At 31.6% G+C, this 26,436-nt stretch carries 27 protein-coding genes; 12 read left to right on the top strand and 15 right to left on the bottom strand.

The genetic code is table 11. The features are described 5' to 3' along the window. Positions 1 to 8: 8 nt before the first annotated feature. Together fakB1 and LQ688_RS03395 are read right to left on the bottom strand one after the other, a co-directional pair. On the bottom strand, positions 9 to 872 hold the full coding sequence (gene fakB1, locus LQ688_RS03400) for a fatty acid kinase binding subunit FakB1 (RefSeq protein WP_016998594.1): 864 nt from the start codon (positions 870 to 872) through the stop codon (positions 9 to 11). A gap of 74 nt (positions 873 to 946) precedes the next feature. Continuing rightward, positions 947 to 1,465 carry a hypothetical protein gene (locus LQ688_RS03395; RefSeq protein WP_016998595.1) on the bottom strand — a complete coding sequence of 173 codons (519 nt, stop codon included), beginning with the start codon at positions 1,463 to 1,465 and terminating at the stop codon, positions 947 to 949. 81 nt (positions 1,466 to 1,546) lie between these two features. Between LQ688_RS03395 and LQ688_RS03390 the strand changes: the two genes are divergently transcribed. After that, on the top strand, positions 1,547 to 2,197 hold the full coding sequence (locus LQ688_RS03390; RefSeq protein ID WP_064210873.1) for a YigZ family protein: 651 nt from the start codon (positions 1,547 to 1,549) through the stop codon (positions 2,195 to 2,197). Positions 2,198 to 2,199: 2 nt separating this feature from the next. Here LQ688_RS03390 and LQ688_RS03385 read toward each other — a convergent pair whose 3' ends face one another. Continuing rightward, positions 2,200 to 3,255 (bottom strand): glycosyltransferase family 4 protein, encoded by a 1,056-nt coding sequence (locus LQ688_RS03385; RefSeq protein ID WP_016998597.1) that lies wholly within the window; start codon positions 3,253 to 3,255, stop codon positions 2,200 to 2,202. A gap of 258 nt (positions 3,256 to 3,513) precedes the next feature. Here LQ688_RS03385 and gdpS point away from each other — a divergent pair, with 258 nt between their 5' ends. The 4 genes from gdpS (at position 3,514) to pepT (ending at position 7,191) form a co-directional block, all read left to right on the top strand. Further along, positions 3,514 to 4,584 carry a GGDEF domain-containing protein GdpS gene (gene gdpS / locus LQ688_RS03380; protein ID WP_239724801.1) on the top strand — a complete coding sequence of 357 codons (1,071 nt, stop codon included), beginning with the start codon at positions 3,514 to 3,516 and terminating at the stop codon, positions 4,582 to 4,584. A gap of 96 nt (positions 4,585 to 4,680) precedes the next feature. Continuing rightward, the gene (locus LQ688_RS03375) at positions 4,681 to 5,448 is read left to right on the top strand and encodes a threonine/serine exporter family protein (RefSeq protein ID WP_016998599.1); all 768 of its coding nucleotides are present in this window, start codon (positions 4,681 to 4,683) and stop codon (positions 5,446 to 5,448) included. Positions 5,449 to 5,462: 14 nt separating this feature from the next. Continuing rightward, positions 5,463 to 5,927 carry a threonine/serine exporter family protein gene (locus LQ688_RS03370; protein WP_016998600.1) on the top strand — a complete coding sequence of 155 codons (465 nt, stop codon included), beginning with the start codon at positions 5,463 to 5,465 and terminating at the stop codon, positions 5,925 to 5,927. Positions 5,928 to 5,964: 37 nt separating this feature from the next. Beyond that, positions 5,965 to 7,191 (top strand): peptidase T, encoded by a 1,227-nt coding sequence (gene pepT / locus LQ688_RS03365; protein ID WP_239752626.1) that lies wholly within the window; start codon positions 5,965 to 5,967, stop codon positions 7,189 to 7,191. 349 nt (positions 7,192 to 7,540) lie between these two features. On the opposite strand, the gene LQ688_RS03360 is transcribed toward pepT, so the two are convergent. Both LQ688_RS03360 and ytxJ read right to left on the bottom strand, forming a co-directional pair. Then, positions 7,541 to 8,662, bottom strand: a complete 1,122-nt coding sequence (locus LQ688_RS03360; RefSeq protein ID WP_064210871.1) for a glycerate kinase — start codon at positions 8,660 to 8,662, stop codon at positions 7,541 to 7,543. 101 nt (positions 8,663 to 8,763) lie between these two features. After that, positions 8,764 to 9,084: a bacillithiol system redox-active protein YtxJ gene (ytxJ, locus tag LQ688_RS03355; protein ID WP_017000356.1), complete on the bottom strand. Its 321-nt coding sequence runs from the start codon at positions 9,082 to 9,084 to the stop codon at positions 8,764 to 8,766. A gap of 166 nt (positions 9,085 to 9,250) precedes the next feature. On the opposite strand from ytxJ, the gene LQ688_RS03350 reads away from it, so the two are divergent. Next, positions 9,251 to 9,481: a hypothetical protein gene (locus LQ688_RS03350; protein WP_017000357.1), complete on the top strand. Its 231-nt coding sequence runs from the start codon at positions 9,251 to 9,253 to the stop codon at positions 9,479 to 9,481. A gap of 50 nt (positions 9,482 to 9,531) precedes the next feature. On the opposite strand, the gene LQ688_RS03345 is transcribed toward LQ688_RS03350, so the two are convergent. Further along, positions 9,532 to 10,419 carry an EMYY motif lipoprotein gene (locus LQ688_RS03345; protein ID WP_064210870.1) on the bottom strand — a complete coding sequence of 296 codons (888 nt, stop codon included), beginning with the start codon at positions 10,417 to 10,419 and terminating at the stop codon, positions 9,532 to 9,534. Positions 10,420 to 10,515: 96 nt separating this feature from the next. On the opposite strand from LQ688_RS03345, the gene LQ688_RS03340 reads away from it, so the two are divergent. Both LQ688_RS03340 and murB read left to right on the top strand, forming a co-directional pair. After that, positions 10,516 to 11,037: a GrpB family protein gene (locus LQ688_RS03340; protein WP_239724803.1), complete on the top strand. Its 522-nt coding sequence runs from the start codon at positions 10,516 to 10,518 to the stop codon at positions 11,035 to 11,037. A gap of 70 nt (positions 11,038 to 11,107) precedes the next feature. Next, positions 11,108 to 12,037, top strand: coding sequence for a UDP-N-acetylmuramate dehydrogenase (murB, locus tag LQ688_RS03335; protein ID WP_064210869.1), 930 nt, complete (start codon positions 11,108 to 11,110; stop codon positions 12,035 to 12,037). Positions 12,038 to 12,200: 163 nt separating this feature from the next. Here murB and LQ688_RS03330 read toward each other — a convergent pair whose 3' ends face one another. The 8 genes from LQ688_RS03330 to nrdI all read right to left on the bottom strand — a co-directional run bounded on the left by LQ688_RS03330 (position 12,201) and on the right by nrdI (position 20,340). Beyond that, complete coding sequence (locus tag LQ688_RS03330) at positions 12,201 to 13,241, bottom strand: ferrated catecholamine ABC transporter substrate-binding lipoprotein SstD (protein WP_135021471.1); 1,041 nt, start codon at positions 13,239 to 13,241, stop codon at positions 12,201 to 12,203. Between the two features lie 103 nt (positions 13,242 to 13,344). Next, positions 13,345 to 14,145 carry an iron ABC transporter ATP-binding protein gene (locus tag LQ688_RS03325; RefSeq protein WP_064210867.1) on the bottom strand — a complete coding sequence of 267 codons (801 nt, stop codon included), beginning with the start codon at positions 14,143 to 14,145 and terminating at the stop codon, positions 13,345 to 13,347. Then, entirely contained in the window at positions 14,142 to 15,107 is a 966-nt protein-coding gene (locus LQ688_RS03320) for an iron chelate uptake ABC transporter family permease subunit (RefSeq protein WP_064204700.1), read from the bottom strand. Before LQ688_RS03320 ends, LQ688_RS03325 begins: the two co-directional genes overlap by 4 nt. Then, the gene (locus tag LQ688_RS03315; RefSeq protein ID WP_017000362.1) at positions 15,100 to 16,068 is read right to left on the bottom strand and encodes an ABC transporter permease; all 969 of its coding nucleotides are present in this window, start codon (positions 16,066 to 16,068) and stop codon (positions 15,100 to 15,102) included. Before LQ688_RS03315 ends, LQ688_RS03320 begins: the two co-directional genes overlap by 8 nt. A 124-nt stretch (positions 16,069 to 16,192) precedes the next feature. Next, a complete protein-coding gene (locus tag LQ688_RS03310; protein ID WP_064210866.1) occupies positions 16,193 to 16,621 on the bottom strand; it encodes a FixH family protein in 429 nt (142 codons plus the stop codon). Positions 16,622 to 16,874: 253 nt separating this feature from the next. After that, positions 16,875 to 17,846: a class 1b ribonucleoside-diphosphate reductase subunit beta gene (gene nrdF, locus LQ688_RS03305; protein ID WP_064204699.1), complete on the bottom strand. Its 972-nt coding sequence runs from the start codon at positions 17,844 to 17,846 to the stop codon at positions 16,875 to 16,877. Positions 17,847 to 17,873: 27 nt separating this feature from the next. Further along, a complete protein-coding gene (gene nrdE / locus LQ688_RS03300) occupies positions 17,874 to 19,979 on the bottom strand; it encodes a class 1b ribonucleoside-diphosphate reductase subunit alpha (RefSeq protein ID WP_017000365.1) in 2,106 nt (701 codons plus the stop codon). Next, positions 19,951 to 20,340 (bottom strand): class Ib ribonucleoside-diphosphate reductase assembly flavoprotein NrdI, encoded by a 390-nt coding sequence (nrdI, locus tag LQ688_RS03295; protein WP_017000366.1) that lies wholly within the window; start codon positions 20,338 to 20,340, stop codon positions 19,951 to 19,953. Before nrdI ends, nrdE begins: the two co-directional genes overlap by 29 nt. Positions 20,341 to 20,713: 373 nt before the next feature. On the opposite strand from nrdI, the gene LQ688_RS03290 reads away from it, so the two are divergent. From LQ688_RS03290 to LQ688_RS03275, 4 genes are all read left to right on the top strand, one after another. Further along, positions 20,714 to 21,598, top strand: coding sequence for a DMT family transporter (locus LQ688_RS03290; protein ID WP_017000367.1), 885 nt, complete (start codon positions 20,714 to 20,716; stop codon positions 21,596 to 21,598). Positions 21,599 to 21,601: 3 nt separating this feature from the next. Next, positions 21,602 to 22,102, top strand: a complete 501-nt coding sequence (gene queF, locus LQ688_RS03285) for a preQ(1) synthase (RefSeq protein WP_017000368.1) — start codon at positions 21,602 to 21,604, stop codon at positions 22,100 to 22,102. A 419-nt stretch (positions 22,103 to 22,521) separates the two neighbouring features. After that, a complete protein-coding gene (locus LQ688_RS03280; RefSeq protein ID WP_017000369.1) occupies positions 22,522 to 24,036 on the top strand; it encodes a peptide MFS transporter in 1,515 nt (504 codons plus the stop codon). Between the two features lie 176 nt (positions 24,037 to 24,212). Further along, complete coding sequence (locus tag LQ688_RS03275; protein ID WP_239752625.1) at positions 24,213 to 25,715, top strand: peptide MFS transporter; 1,503 nt, start codon at positions 24,213 to 24,215, stop codon at positions 25,713 to 25,715. A 92-nt stretch (positions 25,716 to 25,807) separates the two neighbouring features. On the opposite strand, the gene LQ688_RS03270 is transcribed toward LQ688_RS03275, so the two are convergent. Further along, positions 25,808 to 26,386 carry a 5' nucleotidase, NT5C type gene (locus LQ688_RS03270; protein WP_017000371.1) on the bottom strand — a complete coding sequence of 193 codons (579 nt, stop codon included), beginning with the start codon at positions 26,384 to 26,386 and terminating at the stop codon, positions 25,808 to 25,810. Between the last annotated feature and the right edge of the window lie 50 nt (positions 26,387 to 26,436).

Below are 26,436 nucleotides of genomic sequence, written 5' to 3'. Positions count from 1 at the left end.
ACATTATATTATTTTGTTAAATCGATTGGTGTTGTTGTATAGCCTACACCTAAAGAGCCTTCTCCTAAATGTGTTCCAATGACAGGACCAAAGTAACTAATAATTACATTTGCTTTTGGAAACTTTTCTTCTAGTTGTTTCTTCCAAGCAAGTGCGCCTTCTTCATCATTGGCATGTATAACACAGATTGAAACTTCCGAAGACTGGTCTATTTCTTTAGCAATTTGTTCTTCGATTCGTTTCATTGCTCTTTTTTTCGTTCTAACCTTCTCATAAGGGACAATTTTAGTATCAACAAAATGAAGTATAGGTTTCACCTGTAACATTGTGCCTACTAAAGCTTGAGCGCCATTAAGACGTCCGCCCTTTTTAAGGTTGTTTAAATCATCAACTATAAAGTATGCATTGGCTGCTTGCTTCATTTCTTCTAATTGCTTTAAAATGCTTTCAAGCGGCACATTCTCTCGAATAAGTTGACTAGCTTTCAACGTGTAAAAGCCTTGAACCATACAAGATATTTCTGAGTCAAATGGATGTACTTTTATACCTTCAACCATAGAGTTTGCAGTAATAGCACCTTGGTAAGCACCGCTAATACCACTGGATAGATGAATTGCAATCACATCTGTATATCCTTCTCTTTCCAATTCTTCTAATAACGCTACATAGTCTCCAATTGTAGGTTGAGAAGTAGTTGGTAGTTGTGTTTCATTTCTCATTCTTTTATAAAAATCTTCCGTATTTAAATCTATTAATTCTCTGTATGTTTCATCTTTAAAAATCACATTTAAAGGGATTATTTTAATTTGATATTCATCAATATAAGCCTGATCTAAATATGCTGTCGAATCCGTTATTACAGCAATTTTCATAAAATTTTTCCTCCTAGATTCTCTTCCATAAACATCATATCTAATAAACAGATATTTGAAAAGTACTTTATCTATTAAATTGCTGCTTGTGCCATTTTAGAATACTTATAAGTGTTATCTTTCTTAACAAGTGTTACGACTTCATTAAATGATTTTTTTTCATCATCTCCACCACTTTTCGGGTGAGCTGTAGTATCTACATTATAAAACACAACAACCTTATCTTTATCTTTTTCTAAAAATTTAATATTAGAAATTTTTTTATCAAACTTATAATCTTTAAGCGTATCTTGTAAAACTGACTTTTCTTCTTTAACATCTAACTGTTTTGAATCATGATCTATCGTATCAATATACTTATCTACATTACCTTCGTTTAAAGATTTCCTATTTTTCTCAATCGCATCTTTAACAGCTTTCTCTGTATCTTTATCTACCTCAATTGTTTCTTTCGGATTGCCTTTATCATCTAATAATACACCTTGGCTATCGTCTTTATCCTTCGTTTCTTGTTTAGGTTCATCTTTAGAACCACACGCCGCTAATATTAAAGTCAAAGCTATGCATAAAAATATTAATTTATTCTTCTTCAATTGATACAATCCTTTCCCGTCTAATTTCAATAGTATATAATATATCGTAACAGATAACGATGTAAAGGGAGAAGTTTTAACATGGCTGAAGGACTAATTACTATAAAAGCACCACATGAAACTGAAATAATAATAAATAAATCTAGATTTATAGCGAGTATTCACCCGGCCGAAACAGAAGAAGAAGCTAAAGCATTCATACAGCAAAAGAAAAAAGAACATCATTCAGCGACTCATAACTGCTCAAGTTACGTCATCGGACCAACTATGCTCACACAAAAAGCCAATGATGACGGAGAGCCTTCTGGAACTGCTGGTGTACCAATGCTCGAAGTATTAAAAAAGCAACAATTACATAATGTAGTTGTTGTGGTTACCCGTTACTTTGGTGGCATAAAACTTGGTGCCGGAGGACTTATCAGAGCTTACGGAAGTGCAGTAAGCCAAGTGATTAATGAAATCGGTCGTATCATTTTACTTGAAGCTATACCGTTTGAAGTCACTTTAGATTATGATCAAACGGGCCGTTTTGAATATGAATTACAACAAACAGAATATATGCTTGTTGATACAGCCTACACTGATAAAGTGAAATATACGATACACGTGATTGCCTCAGAAGAAGAAAACTTTATGAATTTCTTAGATGAAATTAATCAAGGAAAATACGAATTAAATAGAGAAGAAACTATTGCCTTACCGTTTCCATATAACAAAGAAGAAGAACGCTAAATTTAGCGTTCTTCTTTATATTTAGACCGTGTTAATAAATTGAGTATAGGTCTGTAATTAGGATGTATTAAACCTGTAAATTCTACGATTAATTCAATTGTAATTAAAATCATAATAAACATCATCAATACACCGTATGGCGGTGATAAGTATAGTATGACACTAGATATGCTAAACAATATAGCAATCATATAGATTAATACTACTGTCTGTCTATGTGTATAGCCTAAATCCAATAACTTATGATGTAAATGTGATTTATCTGCCTGTACTATGGATTGCTTATTATGTAATCTTCGAATTATAGCAAACAACATGTCTATAAATGGTACTGCTAAAATAACCATCGGGAAAAATAGTGATATTAATGTAATGTTTTTAAAACCTAATAGTGATAAAACACCAATAATATAACCTAACAACAATGCACCACTATCTCCAAGGAATATTTTTGCTGGATGCGAATTGAAAACTAAAAATCCTAATAACGAACCAATTAACACGCTACATATCATCATTATGAAAATATTTTGTTGTAATATGGCAATAAATCCAATCGTTACAAGCGCAATACACGAAATACCTGAAGCTAGACCATCTAATCCATCTATTAAATTAATTGCATTCATAACTGCGACTACCCAAAATATAGTCATAGGTATACTAAATATGCCGAATTCTATAACAATTCCAAAAGGTAATGTTATAAAGTCTAATGTAACACCATTTAATACAACTATAAGTGAAACTGCTATTTGTCCTGCAAGTTTCACCAGTGGTTTCATATCGTATAAATCATCGACTAAACCAATTAAATAAATAACAATTGCGCCTAATATAATAGGTATTATTTCATGTTCAACTGGTTTGCCCCACCATAACCCGATAAGAAAAGATAGCAAAATAACTGTTCCGCCCAATACTGAAACTGGTTTAGTATGTACTTTTCTTACATTAGGCATATCAACAGCACCTATTTTTTTAGAAAGTACAATTACTAAAGGTGTAAGTATTAAGCTCACAATCATCGTTAATAATATTAATTGCAAAGTAAACATGGATTCACCTTCATCTTATAATTGAAGAATAATGTTAATAAAACATTTCTTTAAGAATATCAAAATTTCAGCTCACATGCTATAAAAACCACTGCATCCCATATATTCCCAATTGTTTCAGTAGTAAATATTCCGCTTTTAATTCCTACAAGCTGTGAAAAATGAAACTTTTTTTCCGAAAATACTTGTTATATCGTGACAAACGTCATCTAATAGATTACAATATCATATGGCTTATAAAATGAAGGATGGTGCTATATGATACAAGCAATTATATTTAATATTTCTGTAACTATTGCGTCTTTTTATCTATACCATCGCATCCAATATAGTGAAACTAGAACCGTAAAATTTTCACAAAATTATATCACCATTCTAATGACTGGTGTTTCGATATTGTTAATATCCAACCCTATTCAATATCATGATTATGTTATCACGTTAAGCTTTATCCCGTTATTGTTCTTAGGTAGATTTACAAATTTATTTTATACCTCATTCAGTGCAGTCATCATTTTGCTAGTAGATATGTTTATATTCAACACACCATTTTTAGATGACTTACATCTACTCATAATAGCAGTAGTAGTTGGTATGATTGGTCCATTTCTTAAACAAAGTGATTTTGTTAGCGTACAATTATTATATTTAATCAGTATCCTTATTATTGTTATTACTTTAATATTCTTAAACCCTGATTCATGGTTGAATGAATGGTTGTTTCTCGTACCAATTTCCTTTATCCTTAGTATTATTAGTGCGAGTGTTTATCGCGATATATGGATTCTTAAAAATCTTATTTCCCGTTATGAAAATGAAGAATCAGTCGATTATTTAACTGGATTAGGAAACGTAAAAGAATTCGATAGATATTTAAATAGAACAACTGAACTCGTTACTGAACAACAACAATCTATGGCATTGTTGTTAATTGATATAGATGGATTTAAAGATGTAAATGATGAATATTCTCATACGGCTGGTGATGCAGTACTCAAACAGATGTCCCAATTACTCATTAATTACTTGCCTAAAGACGTAAAAGCATTCCGTAACGGAGGAGAAGAATTTTCTATTATATTGATTGATGAATCATTAGATAGTGCGATTAAGTTAGCCGAAAGTATTAGAGATAGTGTGCAACAATCAACGTTCCATTTACCTAACAAAGACACAATAAAACTTTCTGTCTCCATAGGGGTCGGCTATTTAACAGAAGAGGATAATAAATCTAAAAGACGTGTATTTAAAGACGCGGATGATATGTTACATGAAGCGAAATTACAAGGTCAAAACAAAGTAATGTTCAATCCAATTATTAAATTATAAACTAAACATAGAATTGCCTATTGCAATTCTATGTTTTTTGTTGAATTGTTGTTATATAAGGATTATATTTTATTCATTGCGAACATGGAGGTTATTATGGAAGAATTAAAGGACTTCACGATAATAGATGAGAATAAAATAATCGATGTCGTTATGACAGCAGGACGCATCCTTTTGGAAAGCGGTGCTGAAACATATAGAGTTGAAGACACAATGGCTAGAATCGCAACGAGTTATGGCTTAGAAAATACACATAGCTTTGTAACTTCCACAGCAATTATTTTCTCATTAAATGATAGAACTAACACTAGATTGATAAGAATAGATGAAAGATCGACAGATTTAGAGAAAATATCTCTGACGAATCAAATTTCCAGAAAGATTGCAAATAACGAATTATCGATAGATGAAGCTAAATCTGAATTGATACATTTACATCATGCTGCATTACAATTTCCTTTTTGGTTAAAAGTTTTGGCAGCAGCTATTGCATCAGCATGTTTCTTACCTATGTTTGGTGGTAAACAACCTGATGTTATCCCTTCATTTATAGCTGGTGGTACTGGGTATTTAACAATGGCAATTGTACATAATACGATACGCATTAAATTTTTTACTGAATTTATTAGTTCATTAATTATAGCTACAATAGCTACAATAAGTGTCAATTTCTTTTACGGAGATAATTTAAGTTTAATTACCATTGCCTCTGTTATGCCACTTGTGCCAGGTGTTCTTATTACAAATGCAATAAGAGATTTGATGGCTGGTCAATTATTAGCTGGTATTTCTAAAGGTGTAGAAGCGGCTTTAACAGCATTTGCAATCGGTGCTGGCGTAGCAATTGTATTATTACTAAGTTAAGGAAGGTGCTATGAATGTTAGATTATATTTATCAAATACTATTAAGTTTTACTGCAACATTATTCTTCTCTGTCATTTTTAATGCACCTAGAAGACTTCTAATTGCTTGTGGTGTTGTTGGCGCCATAGCTTGGATGATTTATACTGTTTCTTTAGACTTCGGTATTGATAAAGTTCAAGCTTCGTTCTACGGGAGTTTCACTTTAGCTATCATGAGTCATATCATGAGCCGCTACTATAAACGTCCTATGATTATTTTTATAGTAGCTGGTATTATTCCTTTAGTTCCCGGTGGTTTAGCTTATGATGCCACTAAAAACTTAGTTATTAATAATTATGATGTAGCTATCAATACGTCATTACAAGCTACACTAATATCTGGAGCTATTGCGTTTGGTATTTTAAGTTCAGAAATTGTCTTCCAAATTTACATTCGTACTAAGCAATTTTTTGCTTCTAAGAAACAAAAAAGCGTATAATAAGTAAAGTAAATAGAAGTAAAAGGGAGAGAATAATGTGAAACAACGTCTAATTGATCGATTAGAAAGATATGTAAAGATAGACACACAAGCGGATCCAAATAGTACAACAACACCTTCTACTGAAAAGCAATGGGATTTAATTAAACTTCTTGAAGAAGAAATTAAAGCACTTAACCTTGAAGTAACAGTAGATGACAAAGGGTATTTAATGGCTACATTACCATCTAATACCGATAAAAAGGTTCCTACTGTTGGTTTATTAGCACATATTGATACATCACCTGATTATAATGCTACAAACATTAATCCAGTAATTGTAGAAAATTATAACGGGGAAGATATTCAGTTAGGTCAGACAGAAAAAGTGCTTAGCCCAAATACTTTCCCACAATTAAAAGATGTTATCGGGCATACATTAATGACAACTGATGGCACATCATTGCTAGGTGCAGACGATAAAGCTGGTGTCGTAGAAATTATGGAAGCTATTATTTACTTAATTGATCATCCAGAAATCAAACACGGTGACATTCTATTTAGCTTTACGCCTGACGAAGAAATTGGTAAAGGGCCACACAACTTTGATGTAGAACGTTTCAATGCTGACTTTGCTTATACAATGGATGGCAGTTTAGAAGGCGAACTACAATACGAAAGCTTTAATGCAGCTATGGCTGTTGTAGAAGTTAATGGTGTCAATGTTCATCCTGGTTCAGCTAAAGATGTCATGGTCAATGCTAACACGTTAGCAATGACTTTTAATGAACAGTTACCAGCTGATGAAGTACCTGAACATACTGAAGGATATGAAGGGTTTTACCATTTAATGCAAATGGAAGGTAACGTTGAAAAAGCAACATTACAATATATTATTCGTGACCATGACAAAGCACAATTTGAGCGTAGAAAAAATCATTTGTTAGATATCGCCAAAAATTTAAACCACCATTATGATGAAGAACTGATTAAAGTTCAAATCGATGACCAATATTATAATATGGGTGAAAAAATCAAACCTCATCCTGAGCTAATCGATATACCTGAGAAAGTGATTAAATCTTTAGGTATTACACCTGTAATAGAGCCGATTCGTGGTGGTACTGATGGTTCTCAACTTTCTTATATGGGCTTACCTACACCAAATTTATTTACTGGTGGCGCTAATTTCCATGGACCATTTGAATATGCGTCTATTGATGTTATGGAAAAAGCAGTGCAAACAATTGTAGGTATCCTATCTGAATTTGAAAAACAATCTTAATTCAAAATAAATAAGCATATCACTTAACTGATTATTTCAGTTTGTAAGTGATATGCTTATTTTTTATAAGATCTACGATTTTGTTCGTGCAAGGTTTCCTAGGTTATAGTTCGAGCCTGTAGTCTCGCTCCCATACTATTCCCTCAGGCGTCAGCACTTTACAAAATCGTAGAAAATATTGCGCTAACGGGCTTGTTTACACGCACTAACTCGTTAGAAAATGTAACGAGCTTGTTTCAAATTTCTTGCACGTTAGAGGCTCCACTCTCTTATTATTCATTATAAATAATGAGATACTCGCGCTTACATAACAAAAATCCGAAACATTTGTTATGTTCCGGACTCTTAATTATAAATTGCTTTTCAATAATCTTAAAGCTTGTGTCGTTAAATGTCTTAAGGCTATGCCCATTTCTAATTCAGTCATCGTATATTGATCTTTGTTTAGTACTTTAAACATTGCTGTGACTTCTTGTTCAATATATTTATCGAATTTTTCATCTGTTGCACAAACTGCGATATTAACTTTATTGTGTTTATGACATAATTCTGCAATTCTTACTGAAGTCGTCTCGAGTAATTGTTGGTTCGGTTTTAAACCTTCCCCAAACACAACAAAATCAGCTTGCTCAATTAATTGGTCTAAGTATGTCAGTTCGTTAACAACATCTCCACCAGTTACAAGTTCGCCATCCCATAGACAATTTAACATAGCAGCTATACCGCTACCAGATCCGCCTCTTTCTTCTTTACCTAATAATGTTTTATGCTGACTCTTAAACAGTTCACTTATATACCATAAAGCATTATCTATATCTGTAGCCTCTTCTAACGAGATATGATTTAATTCACGTTCTTTCATAACTCGACTACTTTTACCATAATATTTAGATTCAAAATCTGTAATGACTTTAATTTTTTTATCTTTCAAACGTTTATCTAAATCATATAAGTCTATTGTTCTAATATATTTAATCCATTTAGCGCCCTTGCTTAAATCTACTAAAGCACCTTCAGCGTCATAAAACTTTGCACCAAGTGCTTGAATCATGCCTAGACCACCATCATAACTTGCAACGTTACCTACTGATATAATCATTTCATTAGTATTTTCTTTAAGCGCTTCATTAAGCATTTCACCTAAACCGTAAGAAGTGGTTTCACTTGGTCTAATTGTTTCTTCATTTGAAGTTAACACTTCACCCGCTTCTATAACCGTTATGTTATTACCAGTAACTGCATAAACTGATGTCTTAGGGTTCATATATGCATCATGATGATCTACCGAATATTTCGTGCCTGATTGCCATAATAATATTGAATCAATAACTTCTCTTTGACCATTAAATAAAGGTACTTGCACTATATCCGCTTCATTAAATTGAGACTTTATCGCTTCTTCTACAAATCTATTTGCATGATAACTTGATAAAATACCATCAAATTCATCCATCGCAACTAATACTCTCATATTTTTCACCTCATGCTTTTTATCATAATTCATTATACTGTTTTTTTCTCTATTTAACAAAAAAACAAACAGTCAATATGACTGTTTGTCTTATATCATTATTACTCTTCTGCTTTCGATAAACTTGCTACTGTGATATTATCATGACTTGCATCCCACTCGGCATTCCCGTTTATAAAATAAAAAGCCTGTGGTGATTCATGTTTGACGCCAGTTTTGTCAGCTATATAATCAGATAATTCTCTTTCTTCTTGAACAATTAAATAATAACCGTCCATGTCTCTTTCATATAAGAATTTATTAAATTGATCATACGCACTTGCCGAAATAGGACAAGTACTGCTGTGTTTCATTACAAATACGTTTGGGTTATCATTGAGTACTTTTTCAAATTGATCGATGGAAGTTAATTTCACGACCATTTTAATTCACCTCTATCATAATTTAACCAATACAATTGAACACTATAACATCATTCGTTTTATATGGCAAATTCTATTTTTATCTTAATTATGTTTACCCGCATTCTTTGATATTAACCACTAGTTAATTTTGATATACTATAATTACAATAAGGAGGTGCTTTATTTGACCAAAAATGTAACACCTACCCTCATTAAGAGATGGGGAATGATTGATACGATTAATGCATGTTTACTTATTATTTCTATTCTGTTTTTATTCGATTTTAAAAACCAACCTGCATTATCATATATCTTAATTATCGCATTTTCGATTTGGGTTATCTCTTTAGTAGGTAAAAATATATACTTATCTCAAACTAAGAAGAAAGAATCCACCGTTAAAAAAGAAGAATAAAAGAAACACACCGATACAGAATAAACTTTTATTCTAATATACGGTGTGTTTTATTTTTCTAATCTATCAATAGCTTTATCATACTTCTCATCTTTTCCTAAGTACGTAACTTTACTGTTAAAGTCATCAGGGGCTTTTATTTTTTGAAGTTTTTCTTCAATAATAATACCTTTTTTTCGTTCCTTATAATAATCACTTAAAGTGTAATACATTTCAATCTGAGATTGCCTCATTTGATTCACTCTATTGGATTTAATATTTGTTTGATTAAGAGCTTTTACATACTTAGATATACTCGGAATGATTTTATCATGGATATATTGTGATTTCTCTTTCACACTATGCGCTTCATTTAAATACTTAGCTTTATTATTTAAATCGTCACTATTTTTATCTATTACTGATACTAACGCTTCATAATCATCTTTATCTTCAGAGCTATCTTTAGCTTTACTAGCATTTTTTTCAGCTACTGCTTTATTTTTCTCAAATACCTCTGTATATTCTAATATTTTCTCATTAGATCTGATAGATTTTTCGAATAGCGATATATATTCATTTAGCTCTGAAATAGAGTCTTCTCTCTTTTTAACATTGCTAACGTAAATATTATGTGCATCTTTTACTTCTTGTGTACTCGGCTCGATATTCTCAGCTTGTTTTTTAAGACTCTTAACTTCAGGTAAGACTTCTTTATCAAGTTCTTTATGAAGCTTATTCAATTCTTTATGTTTTTCAGCTGTTACTTCAGTGCCTACTAGTTGATCTAATTTATCTAAATTTAATTGATTAATATTATCAAGAATTGTGTCTTCTTTTTTATAAATAGGTTTCATATCTCTTTTATACTTTTTAAGATCTGAATTTACCTCATTACTACAAGCTGCAATAATTAATACAAGTACAAATAACATTAAGTAGAGTAATTTTATTTTCATCATTGCACCTCTGTTTCACTTGTATTATACATAATATCATGGATAATTAAAATGTTATATATTATATTCTTATTATTGATTAATGGAAGTGTTATTATGTTAAAAAGACCTCAACCGTTCATTCAATTACAATCAACAAAAAATTTTAAAGCAAAATATATAAAAATTCAACAACTATTGTTTAGCCTATTAAATACACCTATACAAGATGTTTCTCATATAGGTGGCACGAAACAAACCCGTTATACAACTGAACCTATCTTAGATGTACTTGTTACCGTGCGTTCATTACATGATATTACTAGCTTAGATGAGAAGAGATTAAACTATCACAACATATATAGATTACACCACTCTTATAAGAAGAAAATTATGATGGCTCAATTTAAAGATATGATTACATTAAGACAAATTGTGCGTATACATATTGTTGAACAAAACAGTCAAATGTTATATGATTATTTAACTGTAGATGAACTTTTAAATCACGACAACTCAGTTATAGACTCATTTCAAAGTTTTAAAACAAACACTATAAATAACAATAAAAGTGTAAGAGAATATGAGAACAATAAGCAACAATGGTTTCAACAACTTATTGAAAAACATTGCTCATAAGCTATTCGCTTAAACTGGAAAATCTTGATATAATATTTTTAAGAGCACAGTAAAGAAAGGACGTCGAACGGTGAATAACCCTACAATTTTGGAGGATTTATCAAAATTTCTCCCTAAATCATTAATTAAGGTGAATGAACCTTTAAAAAAATATACTTTCACAAAAACAGGTGGAAAAGCAGACTTTTACTTATCCCCTACTTCATATACAGAAGTTCAAAAAATAGTAGAATATGCATACCTTAATCAAATTCCTTTAACGTTTTTAGGGAATGGTTCTAATATCATCATTAGAGACGGGGGTATACGCGGTATTGTAATCAGTTTATTACAATTCAATCAAATTCACGTTCGTGACGGTTGTATAACATGCGGAAGTGGCGCAGCGATTATAGATGTATCAAGACGTGCAAGAGACCATCATTTAACAGGATTGGAATTTGCATGTGGCATCCCCGGTTCTGTCGGTGGTGCAGTCTATATGAACGCAGGAGCTTATGGTGGCGAAGTTAAAGATTGCATTGATTACATTAAAGCTATAGATGATACAGGCAAGCTATATACAATACAAAGCGATGAACTCGAACTTGGTTACAGAACAAGTATTGTTCAACGTCAACATTTAGTTGTACTTGAAGCAACTTTCAAATTACAGCCGGGAGATATAAAGACAATACAAGCTACAATGGATGATTTGACGCAAAGAAGACAAGATAAACAGCCTTTAGAGTATCCATCGTGTGGCAGTGTTTTCCAAAGACCTCCTAACCACTTTGCAGGTAAATTGATACAAGATGCTGACCTACAAGGCCATAGAATAGGCGGTGTAGAAGTATCGACTAAACATGCTGGTTTTATAGTAAATGTAGATAACGGAACAGCTACTGATTACGAAATGATTATTGAACATGTTCAAAAAGTCGTTAAAGAAAAGTTTGACGTAGAGCTGAAACGTGAAGTACGCATTATTGGAGAACCAACAGATCAATTAACAAATTAAAACAAACACTTCAGTGAAACGTATAAGCAGCCAACAAGACAAAATATTGTCTTGTTGGCTGCTTTTTCAGATATATAAATACTCCTAATCCATTAGTTAAATAAACTTAGGATTAGGAGTATTCTTTTTAAGCTGGGGCATTAAAATATCTCAGCCTTATTTCTTATTCTAAACCTTTAGCAACTTCGTCTACTTGTTTTTCAGTAGTTCTTACGCCACCTGAAGCTAAGTACCATAATTGTGGATCAACGTTTACAACTTTGTCTTCTTTAATTGCTGTAACATCTTTGATAACGTCGTTTGATAATGCTTTGTTAGCACTTTCTTTTCCACCAATCGCTTTACCTCTGTCCATGGCATAGATGATGTCAGGATTCTTTTCAGAAATATATTCGAAGCTTACTGGTTGGCCATGTGTGCTTGCTTTTAAGTCTTTATCGACTGGTTTTACATCCAATACGTCGAAGATTAAGCTACCAAATCTTGCACCTGGACCATATGTAGATAACTCACCTTCGTTAGCTAATAAGTACATTGCTTTTTTATCTGATTTATCAGCTTTTGCTTTAACATCTTTAATTTTCTTCTCTAAGCTCTTGTTTAATTCTTTTGCTTTATCTTCTTTATCGAAAATTTCACCTAAATTATTCGTATTTTCTTCAACTGAGTTCAAGTAATTTTTATCATCTGCACCTACGTATAATCTTGCTGCGTCTGGAGCTGCTTTTTTCAATTCATCTTGTACTTCAGTTCCTGCAGTACGACCAGAGAATAGAATTAAGTCTGGGTCAATTTCTGCAATTTTATCGTAGTTTACTTCTTTAACTGAGCCAGTGTTTACAAATTCGTCACCTTTGAATGTGTCTAAGAATTCAGGTAATGAAGCGCCGCCTTCACCTTTAGGTACACCTTTAACTGCGTCTTTTGCACCTAATGCTTCAACTGTATCTAAAGTACCATAATCTAATACAACAACTTTCTTAGGATTAACTGGAACTTTCACTTTCTCTTCTACTGTCTTAGCATCACTGCCATCTTTCTCTTTACCACGAACTTGATATTTAGATTCGATTTCTACTGTTTTAGAATCACTCTTAGTATCGTCTTTTGATGACTTTTCCTCTTTACTACTTGAATCATTACCGCATGCTACTAATACGATTGATAATACTGCTATTAACATAAAACTAAATACTTTCTTCATGAACTAAACTCTCCTTCTTATATATAATGATGTAAAAACAGTGCATAAATAAATAATTACTTACTTGCAAATATCAAGCATCACTCCTTTCAATGTAAAAAGACTATATTGCTAAAGTTTGAATTTCTTCTGCTTCAATATATTCATTATCAAAGTAAACACAAATGCGTTGTCCATTGATCTCTTCGATTTTAATATCTAAATCATATATACCACTTAGAACAGGTTCTTCTATTACATCATCTTTAGATCCTGCTATTTCTACTTTACCTTCTTTTATGGCAATGATTCTATCTGAATAACAAGAAGCGAAATTGATATCGTGAATCACGAGTACAATCGTTTTATTCATTTCTTTTACAAGTCTTCTTAATATCTTCATAATTTGAACGGAATGTTTCATATCTAGGTTATTTAATGGTTCATCAAGTAAAATGTAATCAGTATCTTGAGCGATTGTCATTGCAATATAAGCACGTTGTCTTTGCCCGCCTGATAATTCACCTAAATATTTGCCTTGTATTTCTGTTAAACCTAAATACTCTAAAGCTTTATCAATCATTTTATGATCTTCTTTTTTCAATTTTCCTTTTGAATATGGGAAACGCCCGAAACTTACTAATTGTCTAACTGTGATTTTCAACTCTGTATGGTTCGTTTGTTTTAAAATAGATAGTTTTTTCGCCAAATCATTACTTTTCATTGAAGATATATCATGGTTATCTATTTTTATACTTCCGTTATCTTTTTCAATTAATCTACTAACCATTGCTAATACAGTACTTTTACCTGCACCATTAGGTCCTATAAATGATGTGATTTTTCCTGTTTCTATTTCGATGTCCACTTCGTCTACGACTTTATTGTTTTGATAAGCTTTCGTTAATCCTTCTACTTTTATCATGTTACATTACGCTCCTTTAATATTAAGAATATAAAGTAAATGCCGCCTATAAAGTTGATCATAATGCTAATTTCAGTGTTGCCTTCAAATAAATGTTCAACTACCCATTGGCCTAAAAATAAACTAATCCAACTAATTAAAATAGCTGTTGGTAGTATATATTTATGTTCAAACCTTTTTATAAATTCATGAGCCAAGTTCACAACAAGTAAACCTAAAAATGTAATAGGTCCGACTAATGCTGTAGAAACTGTAACAAGTAATGCTACCATTACCATCAACCATCTTGTAACTTGTGTATAATTGACCCCTAGGTTGATTGCTTGGTCTCTACCTAATGAAAGTACATCTAAATATGGTTTAATAAAGAACGCAATGATAATCATTATGATTAATACAACGCCGGATATTAAAAGTATGCCTTCATTAATTGCATTAAAACTTGCGAACATTGCACTTTGAATAGATAAGAACTCTTCTGGATCTATCATCATCTCTATAAAACTGGATAAACTTGAGAAGAATGTCCCAAATACAATACCTAATAATAAAATGAAAAACACATTTTGATCTTTAGACCTAAATAATATTTGGAATAAGAATAAACTGAATATAATCATACCGACTAAAGTCACTAAGAAATTTAAATGGTTATTCAAAACAATTGTTGAAGTAGAACCAAAGAAAAATATTAATGAAGTTTTTATAAACATATAAACAGCATCTAAACCAATAATAGAAGGTGTCAAAATTCTATTGTTTGTAATTGTTTGGAAAATAACTGTTGATACTGCAATACTTGCGCCAACTAATAACATCGCGATTGTCTTTCTTACACGACTTGTTAATTGGTATTCTAAAATGTTTGGATTGATGTTATAGAACAAATACAACGCTGCTATTAAAATAGTTATAATGGATAAAAGGATGAGTTTCTGTACTGGTGTTAATTTCTTAAGCATTTTTCGAACGTCCTTTCATCAATAAAACTATGAAAATAAAGCTACCAATTACACCGATTGTTAAACCAATTGTAATTTCGTATGGGAATATAATCAGTCTTCCTAAAATATCGCATATCATAACAAACAATGCGCCTAAGATTGCAGTGTGCGGTAAAGCATTTTTAAGATGATCACCTCTGAATATTGAAATTAAGTTCGGTATAATTAATCCTAAGAAAGGCATCATTCCTACTGTTACAACAACTAGTGCTGTAATGATAGATGCAATGATTAAACCAATATTAACTATTCTATGGTAATTTAATCCTAAGTTGACACTGAAGTCCTTTCCCATACCTGCAATCGTAAATTTGTTGGCAAAAATATACGCAATTATCAATAAAGGAATACTTATGTATAAAATTTCGTATCGCCCACTAGTAATGATAGAAAAGTTACCTTGCATAAAGTTTCCTATGCTTTGAACAGCGTTTGTTCTTAAAGCAACAAAGGTTGAAAAACTAGAAACAATGTTACCAAGCATTATCCCTACAAGTGGTATAAAAATAACATCTTTGAATTGAATTCTTTGTAGGATTTGCATGAATAACATTGTTCCAAATAAACTTAGTAATGTTGCGAATAAAAGTTTAAATAATATATTCGTGTCTGGAAATAGTATCAGTGAAATTAAAACACCTAACTTTGCCCAATCCATCGTGCCTGCTGTTGTTGGAGAAACAAATTTATTTCTCGTTAACTGTTGCATAATCAGACCGCATATTGCTAAACAACTTCCTGAAATAATAATACTAACCGTTCTAGGAATTCTACTAGATACTAGTATATTTTTCTGTTCATCTGTGAGACTTAATATTTGTAAAGGTCTCACTTCTGAAACGCCAATAAATATTGAGAAGAATGTTGCGATAACTAATAATACAATCAATACATCTAAACGCATTAAAAACTTTCCCATGATACACCCTACTTCTCTTAGTTGATAACGATTATCATTATCTTTATTGTAATGAATATTCAGTTAAAATGCAATGCTATTTAAAAAAAGAGTAATGAAATTAAATTTCATTACTCTTTTATAATTATTTTATATTAATATCTTTGTTAGGCATTGTATGTTGATCACGTGCTGTGACATGACTTGTGATATTATAAGTACCTTCTTCATCGAATTTATACTTTAAAGTATATTTCCCGTCTTTATTTTCTTTCACTTTTTTCATTTCAGAATTCTTTTTGTCGCCATCTTTTATGATTTCAAACATTACTTCATCAGCGTCTTTTACTTTTTCTTTCCCTAATGTAACTTCAGCAGATAAATCTACTTCTTCCCCTTTATTCGCTTCTTCTGGTACATCTAGCTTAACTTCTAAAGCTTGAGGTTTATCAGAAGAATCATGATCTGACTGCTTATGTTCTGAATGATCTTCTTTTTCTTTATTATCATTACCACAAGCTGCTAACACTGAAATAATGATTAACGATAAAAGACCCAGTAAAACTCTTTTCATATGTAACCCACCTTTTTTTAATTCTATTCTCATTATATCTAATTAAGTAAATGTAAAATGCTCAAATATTGAAAAATATGTTAACTTTTCTATTCAAAAGCTAAAATAACACTTTTATATACTTTCATTTTATATGTTTTCACCTTAAATAAAAAGGTCTTATAAAGTATAGGATACAAAAAACTGTCACTAAAGTTTTGCACTTTGCGACAGTTTTAAGAAAGTAATAATTACTTTTATTTAATTATTGTTTTTAGTTTTCATCGAAAATAAAATCTTCATCTGTTAAAGGTTCAACATTTAGTGCTAATACATATCCATCACCTTTAACGCTGAAAAAGTCATGGTTCTTAGTGCTTGTATCTAAAGCATTTTCGATAATAGGGTTGAATGATTTTTCTTCATAATACGGTTCGAAACCTAAGTTAGCTAACGCTTTATTCGCATTATATGCAACGTAATTCATAACGTCCTCTGTTAACCCAATTTCATCATAAAGCATTTTTGTATATTCATACTCATTTTTGAACAATAGCTCTAGCATGCGGTACATTTCTGTATCAGCCTTTAATTTCTCATCTTCAGTTAATTCGTTTCTTAAACTTTGTGCATCTAAACCAGTAAATACACCATGAATAGATTCATCAAGTAATATTTTACGAATAATTTCTCCAGAAGTTGTCATGCGACCTTGTCCTGCTAAATATAATGGATAATAGAATCCTGAGTAGAATAAGAAAGTCTCAAGGAACACACTCGCTACGCGAGCCATATATTGATCATATACTGACGCGTCTTTAGACCATAATTTATGATAATTGCTCAGAATGATATCTGATTTATATTTTAAATGTGGTTCTTCTACTACCCACTTATCTAGTAATTCATTCGTTTCACTGGATGGTAGTAATGTTGTGAAAATATGAGAATAACTTTTCGCATGAATTTGCTCCATCATACCCATAAATGAGTAAACTGCTTTTTTACGTAAATCTTTAGTGTGCATCATAATAAGCGGCATGCCGTCGTCAGCTTGATGTGTATCTAAGCCTGTTAATCCAGCCAATGCTTTCTTAAATGCATTCTTTTCAGGTTCTGTTAAAGTTTCCCAGCTTGCAATATCTTTAGAAACTTTAAATTCTGTTTCTACCCACATTTGGGAAATATTTTGACGCCAAAACATGTTTGTCATATCTTCTTGTGTATTCCAATTTACTGCCTTCATGTTAGATCTCCTATCTTATTAAAATGATTAAATTGAACAACTTGTACATTCTTCAACGCTTAATAATTTGTTACGAGTATAATAAAGTGATTTTAATCCTTTATGATGTGCATATACATATAGTCTTGAAAGTTCACGTGTTGAAATTTCAGAATTTACATATAAGATTGTTGAAATACCTTGGTCTACGTGTTGTTGAATCGTCGCAATTAAATCAATTAATTTCATTTGATCTATGTTAAATGCTGATTTGTAATACCACATTGTTTCTGGTGATAAGAATGGCATAGGGTAAAATGTTTCTGAGTTACCATATGTTCTTCTTTCAATTTGGTCAACGATTGGCATAACAGAACTTGTAGCATTTTGTACATAAGAAATACTTTGTGTTGGTGCTATAGCAAGTCTGTATGCATGGTAAAGACCGTTTTCTTTAACTTTTTCAGCTAAAGCTTTCCAATCTTCTGCAGTTGGAATATCTAATCCTTCAAATAAATCTGCTACATTATCAAATTGCGGTTTAATATCTTCTTGTGTATACTTCTCGAAATATTTTCCTGAAGCGTAATCTGATTTATCAAAATCAACGTAAGTTTCTTGTCTTTCTTTCGCTATTTCCATTGAACGCTCTATAGAATAATAGTTCATCATCATAAAGAATACATTTGCAAAGTCTTTAGCTTGTTCTGATTCATAGCCGATTTTATTTTTTGCTAAATATCCATGTAAGTTCATTACACCTAAACCAACTGAGTGTAATTCATTATTTGCTTTTCTAACACCCGGAGCATTTTTGATTTCAGTGTCATCTGACACAACTGTTAATGCATCCATACCTGTATGAACAGAATCTCTGAATTTTTTAGATTCCATAACATTTACAATATTCAATGAACCTAAGTTACAAGAAATATCACGTTTAATTTCATCTTCTGTTCCATAGTCATTAATAACTGAAGTTTCTTGCAGTTGGAAGATTTCAGTACATAGGTTACTCATTTTAATTTGGCCAATATCAGAGTTCGGATGAACTTTGTTTGCATTGTCTTTAAACATTAAATAAGGATAACCTGATTGTAATTGTGTTTGTGCAATTGTATTTAACATTTCACGTGCATCTTTAGCTTTCTTGATGATGTTAGGGTTTGCTACTAGCTCATCGTAATACTCGTCTAAGTTAATATCATCTAATGTTTTACCGTACTCACGTTCAACCGTGTGTGGTGCAAACATGTAAAAGTCTTTACCTTCTTTTGCTAAATCGAAGAATTTAGAAGGAACAATCAATCCAGTTGAGATAGTTGAAAGTCTAATATCTTCGTCCGCGTTTACTTTTTTAGTATCTAAGAATTCAAGAACATCATAGTGGAAGATATTTAAATATACTGCGCCTGCGCCAGGTCTTTGACCAAGTTGATCTGCATAACTAAATCCGCCTTCTAATGATTTAGCAACTGGTAGTACGCCTTTAGCTACACCTTTAATACCTTTAATCGCTTCGCCACGTGCACGAAGTTTCGATAAGTTGATTGCAACTCCTCCGCCAATTTTACTTAATTGTTTCGCTGTTGAATCAATAAAGTTAATAGAGTTTAAGCTATCATCTACTTCTAATAGGAAACAACTCACTAATTCACCACGTCTTGCTCTACCCGCGTTTAAGAAAGTAGGTGTTGCTGGTTGAATACGTTGTTCAATCATTCCTTCAATAAATTGTTTCGCTTGTGCTACGTTTCCTTTAGCTAAATACAATGAAACAATAATAACGTGTTCTTTATATGTTTCTAAATACTGAGATTTATCGTTAGTCTTTAAGGCATAATCTTTAAAGAATTTACTTGCTGACATGTAACTTGCAAACTGAAAAGGAATAGAATCTGCAAATTCATTTATTTCTTCTAAATCCGCTTCACTATACTCTTTGAATAAATCATAATAGAAATCTTGATCAACCAAAGCATGTAAACGTTCAATTGGAGTACCAAATTGAATTGTTTTTTCTTTTACTTCTTCTAAATAAACTTCTAATGCTTCTTGGTCTTTCTCAATATCAAAGAAACCATCTTCTCTACGCTTAGTCACTTTATTATTTAATTCAATATGATTATAATTCTGTTTGTTTATCATTTTCATAAAGATTAACCACCTTTTCTCTAAATTCATCTGCTATTTCCTGATTACCATGAAGTTCAAACTTCATTAATAAAGGGACATTATAATTATTCGCAATTTCCTCACTCGCTTTTGCAAAATTATTGCCCCAGTTTCTATTTCCACTGCCAGCTACCGCTTTAAGATTTTTATGATTTACATCTAAAAATGCTTGGACGGGGTCAGGTACTTGGCCAAACCCAATTGTACCTGTGACAATTATAAATGGTTCATTTATTTCTTCTGTCTTGTTTGCTTCAGTGAGAGCCATCGTATTCGATAATCCTGCTCTTTGAATAAATCGTCTAACATTACCTGTTAAAGAAAAATAAATTATCTTCATACACTATCACCTGCCATATGTATATACTTTGTGTTTACGAATTTTTATAAATTAAAAATATAAATTTTTACATAGTTTATAACTTTTTATTCTAAATGCGTAAAACACAAGATATAGTGTTAACTTTTGTTAGTACATACTATATTATGTGATTTATTATAACATTAACGACGAGCCATAACACTCATAATACCTTAAATTTTTATAAAAAATAGGGTTGACTTTATCGATATGTCACACAAGTGTTGTTATATCAACATTTGAAAATTTCTTTATTTTACTTTCATAAATTTAAAAAATTAGAATTCCATATACTTTGTAAAGTGAGTTATGATAATATATGTTCATTGATAAAAAATGGAAGGTGTATAAAATGAATTCTACAATAAAAGGTATTCTTGCTATACTTATATCTTCTATTGGATTTAGCTTAATGGCTGTTTTCTTCAGATTGTCTGGTGATTTACCGGTTTTCCAAAAATCATTATTCAGAAATCTAGTAGCCATGCTTGTTCCAATATATATTGCTTATAAAGCACGAGTATCATTTTTCGGCAAATTAGAAAACCAACCATTGTTAATTTTAAGATCCTCTTTAGGACTCATTGGTGTTTTGCTAAATATTTATGCCATAGACCATATGGTACTAAGTGACGCAGACATGTTAATGAAATTAAATCCATTTTGGACTATTATTCTATGTGCACTATTTCTAAATGAACGCGCTAGAAAATACCAAGTTATTGCAATGATTGTCGCAATAGCAGGTGCAATTTTCATTATCAAGCCATCATTTAATTCAGATATGACACCAGCGATTATTGGTCTATTATCAGGATTATTTGCTGCAGGTGCCTATACTTGTCTGAGACCTCTAGGTAAACGTGAAAAAGCTTATACAACTGTATTCTATTTTTCATTTTTCTCTACAGTAGTACTTATACCTTTTGTTATTTTCACGTATGAACCAATGAGCATAACACAAGTAATCATATTATTGTTATCTGGTGTTTTTGCTACTGTTGGTCAGTTCGGAATAACGATAGCTTATAGTTACGCTGCTGCTAAAGATATTTCAATCTTTGTATACGCGTCAGTTGTATTTAGTGCATTACTAGGTTTTATAATTTTCAAAGAGTCACCTGACTTATTAAGTTACCTTGGCTATATCATTATATTCCTTGCTGGGTATTATATGTTCAAAAAAGCTCAAAGAAATCCAAAACCAGAAGAATCAATAGAAAAAGGAGAATCATAAACAATGTCAGAAGGCAGAAAAAAAGAAGATTTAAAAGATATAACATTATTAGGAAACCAAAACAATCAATATTATGACCAATATAATCCAGAAGTTCTAGAAGTGTTTGATAATAAACACCAAGGCAGAGATTATTTTGTTAAATTTAACTGTCCTGAGTTCACATCATTGTGCCCTATTACAGGACAACCTGATTTTGCTGCAATTTATATCTCATATATACCAAATGTAAAAATGGTAGAATCTAAATCTTTAAAACTCTACTTATTTAGTTTTAGAAATCATGGAGATTTCCATGAAGATTGTATGAATGTTATCATGAATGACTTGATTGAATTAATGGATCCACATTATATAGAAGTTTTAGGTAAATTCACACCAAGAGGCGGTATTTCAATTGACCCATATACTAATTATGGTCGCCCAGGTACAAAGTATGAAGAAATGGCTGAATATCGTATGATGAATCATGACTTATATCCTGAAAACATCGATAATAGATAACAGACCATAATTCCAATATATATAGTAGAAATTGAGACATTAGCCTCAATTTCTCAAAAACAAACGCCCAATCCGCTAGTTAAATACGGATTGGGCGTTTGTTATATTTTAATTTATAGCGCTTGCTTAATACGAGTGTTTCTATAGCCTCTCAAGTATGAATATGCACTTTTTTCACCTTTCTATGCAATTCAACATATTTTTAGACGTTATAAAGAAAACGCTTACAATAATTTTAACTTTTTCACTTTCTTTATAAAGCCTGAAATGAAAGGGTTTAATTATTTTAAATAGTCATTATTGTATGAATATTATCAATATTTACCTTGTATTTTTATTAGCAAACGATTACAATTTAATATGTGCTATTTTTAAGTACAACACAATTTAATATAGTTTATAATGAGGGGAATTAAAAAATGGATAACAAACATTATTCAAAAGAGGAAATCATTCAAAGTACGCCACGTACTGGTTTTTTCGGTCATCCTAAAGGTTTATCAACTTTGTTCCTTACTGAGTTCTGGGAAAGATTCAGTTATTATGGAATGAAAGCCATCCTTGCTTACTACATATACTATTCAGTAGCTAAAGGCGGATTTGGTATAGACCAAGGTTTAGCACTACAAATTGTCTCAATTTACGGAGCACTAGTATACATGAGTGGTGTTATCGGTGGTTGGATTGCTGATAGAATTACAGGTACTCGTCATGCCCTATTCTATGGTGGTATTCTAATCATGATAGGTCATATCTTACTATCATTACCAAATAACTTTACTTTATTACTTGTCGCGCTTTTATTCTTAATCATTGGTACAGGTTTATTAAAACCGAATATTTCATCAACAGTTGGTCTGTTGTATGAGAAAAATGACCCAAGATTGGATTCAGCGTTCACAATTTTCTATATGTCTATTAACTTAGGTGCATTAATTTCACCATTAATCATTGGATGGTTACAAGTAAATGTCGGATTCCACGCAGGCTTTGCAGTGGCAGCTGTAGGTATGTTCGTTGGTTTAGTTATTTACTTTATTACAAATAAAAAATATTTAGGTTTAGCTGGTATTGAAGTACCCGATCCACTTAATAAAGAAGAGAAAGCTAGAATAACTAAAATCGTAGCGATAGTTGTGATTATTGCCGCAATTGTTTGTCTCATTTTAAGTTTATTCGACCAATTAACTTTACCTAACTTTGCAAACTTCATTTCAGTATTAGGTGTATTATTACCTATTTATTACTTTATTAAAATTACAACAAGTAAGAAAACTGAAGACTATGAGCGTTCAAGAGTGTATGCTTATATACCGTTATTTATTGCAGCTGTTGCATTCTGGATGATTCAAGAACAAGGATCTACAGTGTTAGCTCAATTTGCTGATACAAAAACTGAATTAAGCATGGCGAAACTAACTGGTGGTGCTATTGATTTCAATATTCCAGCAGCATGGTTCCAATCACTTAATCCATTTTTCATTATTTTACTTGCACCTGTATTCTCAGTATTATGGGTAAAACTTGGTAAATTTAATCCACCAACTGTTTATAAATTCGCAATTGGTGTCCTATTCGCAGGATTATCATATATTATTATGGTCATCCCATTATCAAGTGATTCTTCAATCATTCACCCAATTTGGTTATTCGGTAGTTTCTTATTAGTTACTATAGGTGAGCTTTGTCTTTCACCTATTGCACTGTCAACTACAACTAAATTGGCACCTAAAGCTTTCACTGCTCAAATGATGAGTGTTTGGTTCTTATCAAACGCGATGGCTCAAGGTATTAACGCGCAAATGGTTAAATTATATACAAGCATAAGTACGAACGATTACTTCCTATACTCTGGTATAGTGGCAATCGTAATTGCAGCATTATTAATGGTTGCAAGTCCTAAAATCAAAACACTTATGGCTGGTGTTAAATAATATAAAGAAGACCGAGACAAATTTATGTTTCGGTCTTCTTTTTATATTATATTTTTTTGAATATTCATAATATTAGAACTTATACAAATTTTATTGAATTTTTTATTTTAGAGGTTTAAACTATTCTTTAAACTTACCTAAAAATTGGGGGAGAGTTTAGAAAGGAAGCGATTTTTATGGTCAAAATGACGCGCGAGGAAATGGTTGAAACTGTTCCTCAACATGGATTTTTTGGGCATCCACGCGGCTTAGGCATACTGTTTTTTGTTGAATTTTGGGAACGTTTCAGTTATTACGGTATGCGTGCTATTTTGCTGTACTATTTATACTTCTCCGTAAGTCAAGGCGGACTAGGATTAGATAAAATTACTGCTCAGCAAATTATGGCAATGTACGGCTCACTGATATTTATGACAGGTATTCTAGGTGGTTGGGTTGCAGATAGATTACTTGGTTCGAGAAGATCCTTACTCTTAGGTTCTATATTGATTATGTTCGGTCACGTTGTATTATCTTTACCATTTGGATTGGGCGCATTTTTAATCTCTATGATTCTTATTATTGTCGGGTCAGGCTTAATGAAGCCAAATATTTCTAATGTTGTAGGTGGCCTATATCACAAAAATGATAATAGATTAGATGCGGGATTTGTTATTTTCTATATGTCAGTTAATATGGGGGCTTTATTATCACCTCTTATTATTGACAAAGTACGTTTGAATGTTGGTTTCCACCAAGGTTTCTCTATTGCAGCATTTGGTATGTTCTTAGCTTTAATAGCATACGTACTATTCCAAAGAAAAAGTCTTGGTGAAGTAGAGAACTTCCCTTCAAACCCTTTAAATCATAAAGAAAAAATTAAATACTCTAAAATATTTACATATAGTACGATAGGTATTCTTATATTATTAGGTATTTTATACTTAGTTGATCAACTTACATTTAATTCTATAAGTTTAATTGTCTTAATAGTCGGAATAGTAGTACCATTTATTTACTGGTCTATTATGTACCGAAGTCCAGATATTGATAGTACCGAGAAATCTCGATTGTTAGCTTATGTACCACTATTCTTAGCTTCAGTACTTTTCTGGAGTATACAAGAACAAGGTTCAAACGTTCTAGGTGTATTTGCTCAAGAGAAAACACAATTAGATTTATCTGTGTATGGTATTAACTTCGAAATTCCAGCTGGTTGGTTCCAATCAATCAACCCATTTTTCATCGTAATATTTGCACCAATTATTTCAATGCTATGGCAAAAATTAGGTAAATATAACCCTTCTACACCTCTTAAATTTGTAATTGGTCTTACTTTTGCAGGTGTGTCATTCATTGCGATGATGATTGCGGTGTCTATGCAACAAACTGAGTTAATGAATCCTATATGGCTAATTTTAAGTTTCTTCTTATGTGTAATTGGAGAGCTATGTTTATCTCCTACAGGATCAAGTGTTTCTGTGAAACTTGCACCAAGAGCATTCTCTGCACAAATGCTAAGCTTATGGTTCTTAACTAACGCAACTGCACAAGGAATCAACGGACAACTTGTAAAATTAATAAAACCATTAGGACACCAAAATTACTTCGGTCTTATTGGTGCAATCGCAATTGTTGTAGCATTAATTGTGCTTGCTATGACACCAAAAATCAAAAAACTTATGCAAGGTATACATTAAAAGAAGCCCAATCAATAGATTGGGCTTCTTTTATCATTTATATTGAGTTTGTTAGCTTAATTCTTGTGATATTAAATAATGAAATACCACAATTACTTTATAGATTCGGATAAGTTTTTCTGTTTATTGTATTCTCCATTTTCACCTAAGAAGTATTCTTCTACTTCTTTCCAATTGTATACTTTTGGCCACTTATCATAATCAATATTATGTGCTGCTGCATACATAATTGAATGATTATTAAAGCTTTCTAATTGTCTAGGATTGTCATCGATTAAGTAATCTGTATTTACAATTCCTTTATCACCGCAAAATACAAAATGTTGTGGATCAATAAATGGTAAGTGTTCTCTTAACCAAGCATATTTATCAGCAAATGATGTAGGTACGTCCATTGCAGCTGTAACGATAAAAACATCATAATATTCGTTTAATTTTCTTACAACATCTACAGCATCATCAAATACTTCTAAATCTCTGAAAAATCCATCTTCCCTAAGAATATCAGTTAAAATACCTTGGTGTTCAGGCATCATATTTCTAATTTTACTACCTTTTAGTTCTTCCATAGTAACGTTTGAAGAAGTTTCTTGATTATAACGCATTAATAATTTTTTAATTGTATCAACTAACACTTCATCCATATCAATACCGATTGTTTGTTTCGCCATTATACCTTCTCCTTTTATATCTCATGTATACTATTATAACAAAGAACTTA

Source organism: Mammaliicoccus sp. J-M40 (assembly GCF_022386395.1).
Classification (GTDB): domain Bacteria; phylum Bacillota; class Bacilli; order Staphylococcales; family Staphylococcaceae; genus Mammaliicoccus; species Mammaliicoccus lentus.
This window is presented reverse-complemented; position numbering and strand designations above follow the sequence as displayed.

Excerpts from the sequence above, each read along its gene's own strand:
- LQ688_RS03345 (WP_064210870.1), bottom strand. The coding sequence starts at position 10,419 with ATGAAAATAAAATTACTCTACTTAATGTTATTTGTACTTGTATTAATT.
- nrdE (WP_017000365.1), bottom strand. The coding sequence starts at position 19,979 with ATGAAAATGATAAACAAACAGAATTATAATCATATTGAATTAAATAAT.
- LQ688_RS03390 (WP_064210873.1), top strand. The coding sequence starts at position 1,547 with ATGGCTGAAGGACTAATTACTATAAAAGCACCACATGAAACTGAAATA.
- queF (WP_017000368.1), top strand. The coding sequence starts at position 21,602 with ATGTCAGAAGGCAGAAAAAAAGAAGATTTAAAAGATATAACATTATTA.
- LQ688_RS03325 (WP_064210867.1), bottom strand. The coding sequence starts at position 14,145 with ATGATAAAAGTAGAAGGATTAACGAAAGCTTATCAAAACAATAAAGTC.
- LQ688_RS03370 (WP_016998600.1), top strand. The coding sequence starts at position 5,463 with ATGTTAGATTATATTTATCAAATACTATTAAGTTTTACTGCAACATTA.
- LQ688_RS03385 (WP_016998597.1), bottom strand. The coding sequence starts at position 3,255 with ATGTTTACTTTGCAATTAATATTATTAACGATGATTGTGAGCTTAATA.
- LQ688_RS03275 (WP_239752625.1), top strand. The coding sequence starts at position 24,213 with ATGGTCAAAATGACGCGCGAGGAAATGGTTGAAACTGTTCCTCAACAT.
- LQ688_RS03315 (WP_017000362.1), bottom strand. The coding sequence starts at position 16,068 with ATGGGAAAGTTTTTAATGCGTTTAGATGTATTGATTGTATTATTAGTT.
- LQ688_RS03310 (WP_064210866.1), bottom strand. The coding sequence starts at position 16,621 with ATGAAAAGAGTTTTACTGGGTCTTTTATCGTTAATCATTATTTCAGTG.
- LQ688_RS03320 (WP_064204700.1), bottom strand. The coding sequence starts at position 15,107 with ATGCTTAAGAAATTAACACCAGTACAGAAACTCATCCTTTTATCCATT.
- LQ688_RS03270 (WP_017000371.1), bottom strand. The coding sequence starts at position 26,386 with ATGGCGAAACAAACAATCGGTATTGATATGGATGAAGTGTTAGTTGAT.
- nrdF (WP_064204699.1), bottom strand. The coding sequence starts at position 17,846 with ATGAAGGCAGTAAATTGGAATACACAAGAAGATATGACAAACATGTTT.
- LQ688_RS03375 (WP_016998599.1), top strand. The coding sequence starts at position 4,681 with ATGGAAGAATTAAAGGACTTCACGATAATAGATGAGAATAAAATAATC.
- LQ688_RS03330 (WP_135021471.1), bottom strand. The coding sequence starts at position 13,241 with ATGAAGAAAGTATTTAGTTTTATGTTAATAGCAGTATTATCAATCGTA.
- nrdI (WP_017000366.1), bottom strand. The coding sequence starts at position 20,340 with ATGAAGATAATTTATTTTTCTTTAACAGGTAATGTTAGACGATTTATT.
- LQ688_RS03290 (WP_017000367.1), top strand. The coding sequence starts at position 20,714 with ATGAATTCTACAATAAAAGGTATTCTTGCTATACTTATATCTTCTATT.
- LQ688_RS03280 (WP_017000369.1), top strand. The coding sequence starts at position 22,522 with ATGGATAACAAACATTATTCAAAAGAGGAAATCATTCAAAGTACGCCA.
- LQ688_RS03340 (WP_239724803.1), top strand. The coding sequence starts at position 10,516 with ATGTTAAAAAGACCTCAACCGTTCATTCAATTACAATCAACAAAAAAT.
- LQ688_RS03360 (WP_064210871.1), bottom strand. The coding sequence starts at position 8,662 with ATGAGAGTATTAGTTGCGATGGATGAATTTGATGGTATTTTATCAAGT.
- fakB1 (WP_016998594.1), bottom strand. The coding sequence starts at position 872 with ATGAAAATTGCTGTAATAACGGATTCGACAGCATATTTAGATCAGGCT.
- gdpS (WP_239724801.1), top strand. The coding sequence starts at position 3,514 with ATGATACAAGCAATTATATTTAATATTTCTGTAACTATTGCGTCTTTT.
- ytxJ (WP_017000356.1), bottom strand. The coding sequence starts at position 9,084 with ATGGTCGTGAAATTAACTTCCATCGATCAATTTGAAAAAGTACTCAAT.